At 35.8% G+C, this 10,345-nt stretch carries 9 protein-coding genes and 1 pseudogene; 9 read left to right on the top strand and 1 reads right to left on the bottom strand.

Annotated features, from left to right (window positions below; genetic code table 11):
* The 5 genes and pseudogenes from Q5O30_RS04550 to Q5O30_RS04530 form a co-directional block, all read left to right on the top strand.
* Positions 1-347: pseudogene (locus Q5O30_RS04550) on the top strand (hypothetical protein); the annotation flags it as partial.
* Between the two features lie 45 nt (positions 348-392).
* Positions 393-3,605 carry a lectin like domain-containing protein gene (locus tag Q5O30_RS04545; RefSeq protein ID WP_021952572.1) on the top strand — a complete coding sequence of 1,071 codons (3,213 nt, stop codon included), beginning with the start codon at positions 393-395 and terminating at the stop codon, positions 3,603-3,605.
* Positions 3,606-3,752: 147 nt separating this feature from the next.
* On the top strand, positions 3,753-4,028 hold the full coding sequence (locus Q5O30_RS04540; RefSeq protein ID WP_370553104.1) for a CAP domain-containing protein: 276 nt from the start codon (positions 3,753-3,755) through the stop codon (positions 4,026-4,028).
* Positions 4,029-4,215: 187 nt separating this feature from the next.
* Positions 4,216-5,700 (top strand): AAA family ATPase, encoded by a 1,485-nt coding sequence (locus tag Q5O30_RS04535; protein WP_021952570.1) that lies wholly within the window; start codon positions 4,216-4,218, stop codon positions 5,698-5,700.
* A gap of 11 nt (positions 5,701-5,711) precedes the next feature.
* Positions 5,712-6,917 carry a deoxyguanosinetriphosphate triphosphohydrolase family protein gene (locus Q5O30_RS04530; RefSeq protein WP_021952569.1) on the top strand — a complete coding sequence of 402 codons (1,206 nt, stop codon included), beginning with the start codon at positions 5,712-5,714 and terminating at the stop codon, positions 6,915-6,917.
* Positions 6,918-6,976: 59 nt separating this feature from the next.
* Here Q5O30_RS04530 and Q5O30_RS04525 read toward each other — a convergent pair whose 3' ends face one another.
* The gene (locus tag Q5O30_RS04525) at positions 6,977-8,068 is read right to left on the bottom strand and encodes a DUF6273 domain-containing protein (RefSeq protein WP_021952568.1); all 1,092 of its coding nucleotides are present in this window, start codon (positions 8,066-8,068) and stop codon (positions 6,977-6,979) included.
* Positions 8,069-8,374: 306 nt separating this feature from the next.
* Here Q5O30_RS04525 and Q5O30_RS04520 point away from each other — a divergent pair, with 306 nt between their 5' ends.
* The 4 genes from Q5O30_RS04520 to Q5O30_RS04505 all read left to right on the top strand — a co-directional run bounded on the left by Q5O30_RS04520 (position 8,375) and on the right by Q5O30_RS04505 (position 10,168).
* Entirely contained in the window at positions 8,375-8,977 is a 603-nt protein-coding gene (locus tag Q5O30_RS04520; protein WP_021952567.1) for a DUF4230 domain-containing protein, read from the top strand.
* 360 nt (positions 8,978-9,337) lie between these two features.
* On the top strand, positions 9,338-9,601 hold the full coding sequence (locus Q5O30_RS04515) for a hypothetical protein (RefSeq protein ID WP_302674581.1): 264 nt from the start codon (positions 9,338-9,340) through the stop codon (positions 9,599-9,601).
* Between the two features lie 4 nt (positions 9,602-9,605).
* Positions 9,606-9,935: a hypothetical protein gene (locus Q5O30_RS04510; RefSeq protein WP_021952565.1), complete on the top strand. Its 330-nt coding sequence runs from the start codon at positions 9,606-9,608 to the stop codon at positions 9,933-9,935.
* Positions 9,932-10,168, top strand: coding sequence for a DUF6591 domain-containing protein (locus tag Q5O30_RS04505; RefSeq protein ID WP_021952564.1), 237 nt, complete (start codon positions 9,932-9,934; stop codon positions 10,166-10,168). Before Q5O30_RS04510 ends, Q5O30_RS04505 begins: the two co-directional genes overlap by 4 nt.
* Positions 10,169-10,345 lie beyond the last annotated feature (177 nt).

Genomic DNA, 10,345 nt, shown 5'->3' with positions numbered 1-10,345 from the left:
AGCCAGAGCCGGGAACCACAAAACCGGAACCGGGAACAGTGAAACCGACAAACACTAAAAAAGATCAAAAGGTATCAAAATTCAAAAAAAATAAACCAACCTTAAAAGTTAAGGCGAAGAAGAAAAGAGTAAAACTTCTAATTGGTAAGGTGGTTGGTGCCACAAAATATCAGGTTAGATACAAACAGGGTAAAAAGTGGAAAACAAAGTATACCAAGAACAGAGCTCTGACAATAAAGAAGCTGAAAAGCAAAAAGAAAGTAAAAATTCAGGTAAGAGCTGTGATGGTATATGAAAAAAAGAAGGTATATGGTTTGTGGGTGAAGAAAAGCGTAAGGGTGAAATAATATAATTGAGCCGGTTATTAATCATTGTAGGTTAAAGGAGCATATATGAAGAGAGCTGTAAGTTTATTTTTAATTGTTGTTATGGCATTTTCTATTATACCAAATGGAATTGTATTGGCAGGTAATGATAAAATATCTAATCATGATGTTATAGATACAGTGGCTGAAATTGCCACCAGGGATAAATATGATGGAAGGGATTATGGAATAATAACACCGGTTAAGGACCAGGGAAATAGTAACCTTTGCTGGGCATATTCATCCATGGCGGCAGCCGAGGCTTCAATACTGAAATCAGGGATTGATAAAACCGTTACTAAGGATACTTTATCACTAAATCCTGTTGCGGCAGCTTACAGAGTGTACAAAAGGGAGGCTGACCCGCTGGGAAATACGGGTGGAGATTGGCAGTCGGTGGATTATACCCAAAAGGCGGGGAATCCACTGAAAATTGTTAAGTTATGTTCTATGTGGTGGGCTCCCGTTAAAGGAAATGATGCAACGGTTAATCCCTATGAAAATCCTGCATATAGATTTGAAAATGCATTTTATATTCCGGATAACCGTGGAGATTCTGAACAGTATATAAAATCCGTAAAAGAGGCTATTGCAAAATATGGCGGGGTAACTTTTCAGTACAATAATTTAAGAGAAACAACCTATTATAATCCTAAAAATGAAAAAGGTACGGAAATATCACCTCATGCATGCACCATAATTGGTTGGGATGATAATATTCCGGCAGAAAATTTTGTGCCGGGAGGTGCTAAAAGAAACGGTGGCTGGCTTGTGAAAAACAGTTACAAAAGTCAGGAATATTTCTGGCTTTCCTACGATAATACAAGCTCATGTTCATACGCCTTTACTTTTGCACCTAAGGAGAAATACGATTACAATTATTATTATGATGGAGGAATGGATGACTTTGCGTTGCGAAATGATAAGGTAATGGCAAATGTTTTTAAGGCGCAAAAGGGTGGAACAAATGGCAAGGACGAATACATTAAAGCTGTAAATGTTGCCGTAAGCGGTGAAAATGTTAAGGTTGAAGTTAAGGTATATAAAAATATTGACAATCCTTATGGTGGTCAGGAAAATGTTCCTACATCCGGTGGATATGAGGCGGCAACAACTTCTGCAACCTATGAACATGGTGGATATGTAACGGTGGAACTGGATTCTCCGGTGAAAGTGGAAAAAGATGAATGGTTTTCCACAGTAGTTAAGGTATCAAATGACAAAGGCGATGCTAAAATCATGACATCATACAAAAATTCCAAGGAAATGTCCTATGTTGGAGGTGAAAACAACTGGTCAAATTTAAAAAATTATGTAGGAAGAATTAAGGTATATACAAAGTTAGAGGACAAACAGCAGGAGCAGTCAAAAACAACAGGGAACTTTACCAATTTAATTGTAATGGCACGTTTTGATGATGAAGAGGAATTTACCGATACATTGTATCAGGGAACTTCCGTAAGAAAGCTAACGGATAATTCTTATAATACAGGATTTTATAGCGTATCGGATTACTACAGGAATGTGTCCAATAACAATTTACAGATAGATAACCTATATTTATTTAATAAGGGCGGTTCCATTAAATTATCTAAAAAGCGTGGCTATTATGCTGAGTATAGCGATGAAAATCCTATAGGTTACACTAATGAAAGTGAACGTATGCAGCGTATGTATGAACTGAAAGAAGACTGGTCTGAAGCAATAAACAATGCAATTGCTCAGGGCAATAAAATTACAAATTATGATGGAACCAAAACATATGGCTTTGATGATTTGGATAAAAACAATGATGGCAAAATAGATGCCATTACAATAATATACAAAAACACAACTCAGAAAATATCGGTAAGTTGGGCATCACCTTTATGGAATTATAAGGATTATTGGGGAGATGTCACCATTAATACCGGTACAAAAACATTAACAAGCGGATATTACGTGCAGCTGACTAATTCCTATGATTATCTTTATAAAGGCAGTGACAATAATCTAATGTTTTCAATAGGTGTTGCAGCTCATGAAATGGGTCATATTCTTGGATTGAAAGACCTTTATAATTCCACAGGCAGTTCCCCGGTTTACTATATGTCTGCAATGGCAAAACATTTGTCACCATTGCCTCAGTTTATTTCTTTAAAGGAAAGAGAGGCAAAGGGATGGATTACCGATGATAATTTAAGGACTATTAAATCAAAGGGAGAGTATACATTAAAGGCATCAGGAACCTTTGGAACATCTGATATAGTGGGATATAAATTAAATATAAAAGGTACAAACAAAACTTTATATTTAGAATATAGAAATTTTGGTGAAAACGGAAATAAATATGATTGTCAGTCAAGGGACTTTTATAAAGCAGACGGAACTAAGTTAAAGGGTTTATCCATTACATCAGGACTGGTATGTTATGTAGCAGACAAAGAAACAAAATTTCCTAATAATATGAATTGTACCGCCTCAAAATGGAATTATGAGGTTTTAGGTGGAGTATACTCCACGAAATCAGATGCCCCGTTAAAAGAAAATCAGGAATTGGATATTTATGATAAAATAAATGTACACGTAACGGAAATAAGTGGTGATACATTAAAGTTTGAGATAGATGGAGATTTTGAGGAGGTAACGGAAGAAACAAGCAGCCAGCCGGAGACGGAAACAGAGAGTGAAACAGAAACAAGTGGTCAGCCGGAGACGGAAACAGAGAGTGAAACAGCAACAAGTAGCCAACCGGAGACGGAAACAACCACGGAAAAGGAAAGTGTCTCTGAGTCGGCAACAGTTATAGAGCCGGAAAAAGATACGACGGAACCGGAAACAGTAACGGAGGTAGAACCTACTACAACACCGGAGGTAGAACCTACTACAGCACCGGAGACACCAAAAGAATCTGTCACAGTGAAACCGGAGCAGACAACTCCTAAAGTTACCATTGAAGCAACAACGATTAGAAAAAATCAGACTGTATCAAAGTTCAAAAAAAGAAAACCAACTTTAAAAGTTAAGGCGAAGAAGAAAAGTGTAAAACTTCTAATTGGTAAGATAGTTGGTGCCACAAAATATCAGGTTAGATACAAACAGGGTAAAAAGTGGAAAACAAAGTATACCAAGAACAGAGCTCTGACAATAAAGAAGCTGAAAAGCAAAAAGAAAGTAAAAATTCAGGTAAGAGCTGTGATGGTATATGAAAAAAAGAAGGTATATGGTTTGTGGGTGAAGAAAAGCGTAAGGGTGAAATAGGAAGGATAGAAAGAACCGGGTATTGTTACCTGGTTCTTTTGTTAGATTATTCTTTAGCATCCTCCAAACAATTACATTAATTCCATATTTTGTGCGTGGTGGAGTCATTTCCAATATGTTATTATTGTTTTGTAACATTTTTGTAATATTTGTGACGCGCCCCATAGAAATGGAGGTATTAATGAAGCAATCAATTATAGCATTTATAATTACAGGTGTTGTTACAATATGTGGAGGAAATTTATGGGTGCCGGTGAAAACATAGCATGGGGACAGAGAAGCCCTGAAGAAGTAATGAATGGATGGATGAACAGTTCAGAACATAGAGCGAATATTCTAAATTCCAGCTTCAAAAAAATAGGTGTGGCATATTATGTAGGAGTAAACGGAAGGACATATTGGACACAGTTGTTTACTTATTAAAAATTATAATGCATGAGACGAAAACAGATGGTATGGCTCCATCTGTTTCTTTAGCTGGTATATAACACGGTTTTTGCAACAAAATTTTTAGCAAATATCAATCTTCTGGTACAAAAACATATTTGTATATGATAAAATTGTAAGGGAATTTTTGGAACATTAATAATAAAACTAAAGGAGAAAAATTATGCCAGTTTTTGATTTTAAGAATACACCGGATGATAAGAAGAAAAGCGAATGTACTTATACTACATTTCGTTCAAGCGAAAGCGAAGCATCAGCTAATCATCCTATAATGATATTAGATAACAGTGACAGAAAGTGGAAACATCATTCCAGTGGTGTTTTTACCAATCCAAACACAAAAACAGCTTTTGAATTTAATGAAGAAGATGGTACGGTAAGCGCTAATATCCTGAAAATTGATTCAAGATTTGTGAGCCTTCTTAAATGGTTAGGGGAAAATCACATTAGTGTTAGACTGTCAGGAGAAAATCAGAAAGATGGCTATGCTGTTTATAAAATAAGGGAAACAGCTTTTGGTGGTGGCACAAAACTTTCAGCTGAAGATGGCTTTCTTCAGTTTATGATTGAAAGATTATTAGCAAGTAATCCACCAAAAGAGGAAATAGAAGATGAGGATATGGAAGAAGATGGAGACAGCATGAAGCTGACCAGCCTCCAAAGTATTACGGATTTTATGAATTGTGCCGGACGTACATTGCCGGACAATATACGTTTATGGGCAAGGAGAAACTTAGCCGTGGCACGTTCTAATGAAGTGTCCCAGGAGGAAAGACATCATGCCCAAAGAGCCCTTTCCATTATGATGAATATTCAGTGGAAAAACAATTATTTCGAGGCAATTGACCCGGATGAAGCACGTAGAATTTTGGACGAAGAGCTTTATGGAATGGAAAAAGTTAAGCAGAGAATTATAGAAACAATTATTCAGATTAACCGTACTCATACACTTCCGGCATATGGACTTCTTTTAGTTGGGCCGGCAGGAACCGGTAAATCCCAGATTGCTTACGCAGTGGCACGTATTTTGAAGTTGCCGTGGACTACCCTTGATATGAGTTCCATCAATGACCCTGAACAGCTTACAGGTTCATCCCGTATTTATTCCAATGCAAAGCCGGGAATTATTATGGAAGCCTTCTCTATGGCAGGAGAGTCAAATCTGGTATTTATAATTAACGAGTTGGACAAGGCAACGTCAGGAAAAGGTAATGGTAATCCGGCAGATGTACTGCTTACTCTTTTGGATAATCTTGGATTTACGGACAATTATATGGAATGTATGATACCGACCGTTGGTGTTTATCCTATAGCAACTGCCAACGATAAGTCACAAATAAGCGCTCCGCTTATGTCAAGATTTGCAGTAATAGACATACCGGACTACACGCCGGATGAAAAGAGAATTATTTTCTCTCAATTTGCATTGCCTAAGATACTAAAGAAAATTGGTCTTAAGGAAAATGAGTGCATTATGACACCGGAAGCGGTGGATGCAGTTATTGAGATTTATAAAAATACAAGTGGTATCAGGGATTTGGAGCAGGCAGCAGAACATATTACGGCAAATGCGCTTTACCGGATAGAGGTAAATCATGTTAAGTCAGTAACATTTGATGCTGACATGGTTAGAGAATTGTTAGCATAAGGAGGTAATCTATGCCCCACTACAATGATTTATCTAAAGAATTACAGGAAAGAATCCTTGATGACCGTAAAAATCACCGGGATAATCCGTATGCATTTTCAAATGAAGATGTTCTTAGAAGGAATATGAGCCATGATAAAAACAAGCTTCTGCGCCCGGCTTTTGTAAGGGATTGTGAGAAAATAATGCATCTTCCCATGTACAATCGCTATGCAGATAAAACACAGGTTTTTTCATTATATAAAAATGACGATATATCCAGGCGTTCAAGTCATGTACAGCTGGTGTCAAGGATAGCCAGAAATATAGGTAGTTTGTTGGGACTTAATACAGACCTTATTGAGTCAATTTCTTTAGGACACGATATTGGGCACACACCATTTGGACATGCCGGAGAGAGAAAGCTTAACGAACTTTATTTTGGAAGTACGGGAAGATATTTCAATCACAATGTACATAGTGTGCGGGTTTTGGATAAAATTTTTCCTCAAAATCTTAGTATGCAAACCCTTGATGGAATTTTATGTCACAATGGGGAAATGGAACTGGAAAAATATATGCCACGGAAATATGCAGATTTTAAGATTTTTGATGAAAAGGTTGAAGAGTGCTATAAGGATATGGATGCTAACAGGCGACTGGTTCCGGCTACTTTGGAAGCCTGTGTAATGCGTATTTCAGATATTATTGCTTATTTAGGGAAGGATCGTCAGGATGCCCAAAAATTGGGATTGTTTGAAAAGGAACCGGATTTCTTTGGTGGGAAGATAGGTAATACAAATGCAGAAATAATTAACAATATGATTGTAAATATTGTGGAAAACAGTTATGGCAAAAACTATCTGAAAATGGACAAAGATTACTTTGAAGCATTTTCCCAGGGAAAAAAGGAAAATTATGAAATGATTTATGGAAACGTCAAAGTTGGTAAGGTCTATGAAGAAGAAATTAATCCTATGATGGAGGAAATATATTTAAGGCTTCTTAAGGATGCAAAATCTCATAATAAGGAATCTGTTTTGTACAAACACCATATAGCATATGTAAAAAAAATGACAGGATATTATTCTGATGCAGATTATGAGGAAAATACTCCGGATGATATTGTAGTTGACTACATTGCCAGCATGACAGATGATTATTTTGTGGATTTATACAAGTATTTATTCCCTAAGGGAAAACATGAAGTAAAATATATAGGATATTTTAATGAATAAAAAAGCTTTGCAGGTTTGTATAAAATCTGCAAAGCTTCTTCTATGTGGTTTAAAAATAATTATTCTGCTGAAACCCAAAGTGCCGGACGGGCATATAGGTTTATGGCAGATACAGGATAGCCGTATGTCATAATGTGTCCGTAAGCTGAAAATTGAGCTGTTGACTGGGTCTGACCCGGTTCAATAAGCCAACATGTTCTGTCGTTATTATTTAAAGTTTTCTGATATTTCAATTCCTGCTGACTGTTTAAAATAAATACTTTGTCAGTGGTAGACTCACCACCTACAGTTTTATAATCTGCATTATCAGAAATTGTAATTTCAGTATCTGCAATATATTTTTGGGCTTCCGTGCTAAATGATTCATTTAAAAATTCACCATTTAAATATTTGCGAAGAGTACAATCATGCCATGTGGTAGCTTTTGCTTCCTCGTTGTAAGGAAGTCCCAGTACAGGAACCAATTTTACAAGAAGATAATCAGAACCGTTCTTATCCACAAGCAACCAGTGATACTCACCAAAAAATACAGTTGAACCAATTTTTGAAGTTTTAATAATTTGTAATTCAACTTCTGCCAGCTTTGAGGCACTATCCTGATAATCTCCCAGTAGCTGGTAGGTTTTAAGGGCTGTTTTGTAGTCCTTATTCTTTACACATTCACCTGCATATTCATATCTGCTTCTGGTGCAAAGTTCTTTACTGTCACTGTAGTTTTCATCTTCTAAGCCTTTAAACATTTTGTAAGCTTTTTCGTAATTTCCTACTTTTTCATAATATGAAGCACGGGCATATCTTCCCGGCTGGGTTTTAAAGTATATTGCTCCACCAATAGCACCAAGGACCAAAACGCCACACACAATTAAAATAATAAGTCCTACATGGTGATTTTTTTTATCCTTTTTCTCAGTAGGAACTGTAGGAAGAACTTCCTTTTCGTCTTTGGCAAGTTCATCGTGTTCAGCTGCCTTTTTTAAACAAGCCTCGTACTTAGTAGGAGAGTCTTTGTAATCTCCCAATGATTTATATATTTCGGCAATTTCCCTGTACATATCGGCTTTATCTTTGTTTCTTAAAAAGTTATGAATGGCTTTTTGCAGTTTGTCTGCACGAATATATTTTCCTTCCAAAATTTCATTTGATTCCGCCATAATCTTATCCTCCTATATAATATGTAGTGCCCCCTCTCTTCGGTTAGTGGCAATTCATTGGAAACATCCTGAAAAATAAACTTCGCTCATTTTGTTTCCTTTTTCCTATTTAACATACCTATTATACAACGTAATGTAAAGTTCACAAGGGAAAACTGATAACTAGTATACCACAAATAAATATTTCTACCACCAAAACAGTAAAAAATATGGATTATGCTTAAGGAAATGATTGATATTAGATTTGAATAATGTATAATGTTGGTGGGTAAAAACCGGATTCATAAGATAAGAGAGGGAAAAAACATGAAGAAAATTTTTAAAGGAACTGTAAGGAAAATAATCACAGTATTATTAATTTTGGCATGTTTAGCAGGTGTGACATATTTTGGAATAGGAAAATATACAACATACATGAACAAAACCATCAAGCTGGGATTTGAAAATATTGGGGAATTGGCTACTCAGTCGGCATATTGCACCGGAGTAGGTTCAACAGATGATTGGAGAAAAATGTTTGGCTCCATAAAGATTCCATTTACTGAAAGTAAATATGTTTTTAGCTGTGATGTGGTTATAAAGGCAGGTTACGATTTTGCTGATATAGACTATGATGTTGAACGTAAAGAAAAAGTAGTTACCGTTCACATGCCGGAGGCAAAAATACTAAGTTCAGAATTAAAACTGGATTCTTTTAAGGTATATCATCAGCAGGAAAGCATTTTCAATAACATAAAGGTTGAAGAAAATGTTGAGGAGCTTAAAAAACTGAAAAAGCAGACAGAGGAAGACGCCAAGGCAAATGGTTTGCTGGAGAATGCAAGAACAAATGCGGAAACATTAATTAAGAGCTTTTTATCACAAAGCTATAATCAGGATGAATATAAATATGTATTTAAGGATAAGTAGGAGGTGTAACAAATGAAGAAAAAATTATTAAAAGGAATAGGTATTGTAGTAGGAATTATAGTGCTGTTTTATTTGGGACTGATGGCAACAAGATAATAGTAAAAAAGTATAAAACCGGTAAGAGGAAAGTTAAAATCCACTTACCGGTTTTTTTATGGGAAAATATTTTGCCACTTTATCTAATAACAATTAAAAAATATATTCGCGAAATTTACAAAGGCTGTGATGAAGCAACCTAATGGACTTCAGAAAGGAGAAGGCAAAAAAAAGAAATATGCCTGGTAAATTTCAATGGAATTTTCAGAGAAAACAGCAAGTATCAAATTCCCTCACGATTCTGTAAAATCAAATTCAGAGGTGATGAAATTGAGTAGCAACGTGGATAATTATTGTGAAATCTATAAGGAGTTAGCGGAGCTAATTGGGGAAACTAACACCAAAAGGATATGGAGTTATTATCGGGGATTGTCTGTTCAGTTTCCACAACGTTTGTATTCTAAAGAATTTACGCGAAAATTTATAGCGGAAAATTTAGATACAATGAAACCTAAGGAAATGGCGAAACACCTAAATTTAACTGAACGACGGGTACGCCAAATAGCAAAGGATGTAAAGGAGATGTAAAATTATGGAAGAAAACAATGAAAAGAAATCAAACAAAGTGGTTGAGGCGATTAAGAGACACAAGATACTGACTATTATAGGTATAATAGTGGTTTTGGCATTGGTGTTTAATATTAAAGGCAAAGTGGATAATAACAATCAGAAAAAATATGAAGTAGCTATGAAAGAACAAACCAATGGGGGTGTTGAGGAACAGAAAACCATAGCAGAGACAGAAAGCGAAGACGTAGATAGTGAAGAAAATACAACTGAAATCCCTAAATTAGAAACAACTAAAGCAAATAAGAAAGAAAAAAATCTGATTCAAAAGTTTCAGCGGATTTTAAGAAAATGATGGATGGCTATGAAAAGTTCTTTAATGAATACGTTGATTTTATGAAAAATTATAAGAGTTCTGATAACGTTTTAGGAATGATTGCGGATTATGGAAAATATATGAACAGTTACTTAAGCATGATGAAAAAGTTTGAGGCAATAGACAAAGATGAACTATCCACTGCGGATGCTGCATATTATGTGGAGGTTTCGGGACGAATACTTAAGAAGTTGGCAGAAATCGCACAATAATAACATAACTACTTAACATCATAACAATTGTTATCACCCAGGAAACAGCACAAAAAGACTTTCCAGAGATGGGGAAAGTCTGAATATGGTAAAAATCCAAACAATACGAAGGAAACATGTGCCAATTATTGTGACTATGGCAGGAATGGTAGAGTGACCACTGCCTCTTAGTGCACC

Origin of the sequence: Eubacterium sp. CAG:161, from assembly GCF_000432355.1 — a bacterium.
Lineage (GTDB): Bacteria > Bacillota > Clostridia > Lachnospirales > Lachnospiraceae > Eubacterium_G > Eubacterium_G segne.
Note: the sequence above shows the minus strand (reverse complement) of the source record. Positions and strands in the feature narration are given on the sequence as shown.

Bases quoted from the DNA above. Each gene is read 5' to 3' on its own strand.
- Q5O30_RS04505 (WP_021952564.1), top strand. From the start codon at position 9,932: ATGATGGATGGCTATGAAAAGTTCTTTAATGAATACGTTGATTTTATG.
- Q5O30_RS04510 (WP_021952565.1), top strand. From the start codon at position 9,606: ATGGAAGAAAACAATGAAAAGAAATCAAACAAAGTGGTTGAGGCGATT.
- Q5O30_RS04520 (WP_021952567.1), top strand. From the start codon at position 8,375: ATGAAGAAAATTTTTAAAGGAACTGTAAGGAAAATAATCACAGTATTA.
- Q5O30_RS04535 (WP_021952570.1), top strand. From the start codon at position 4,216: ATGCCAGTTTTTGATTTTAAGAATACACCGGATGATAAGAAGAAAAGC.
- Q5O30_RS04515 (WP_302674581.1), top strand. From the start codon at position 9,338: ATGAAATTGAGTAGCAACGTGGATAATTATTGTGAAATCTATAAGGAG.
- Q5O30_RS04530 (WP_021952569.1), top strand. From the start codon at position 5,712: ATGCCCCACTACAATGATTTATCTAAAGAATTACAGGAAAGAATCCTT.
- Q5O30_RS04525 (WP_021952568.1), bottom strand. From the start codon at position 8,068: ATGGCGGAATCAAATGAAATTTTGGAAGGAAAATATATTCGTGCAGAC.
- Q5O30_RS04545 (WP_021952572.1), top strand. From the start codon at position 393: ATGAAGAGAGCTGTAAGTTTATTTTTAATTGTTGTTATGGCATTTTCT.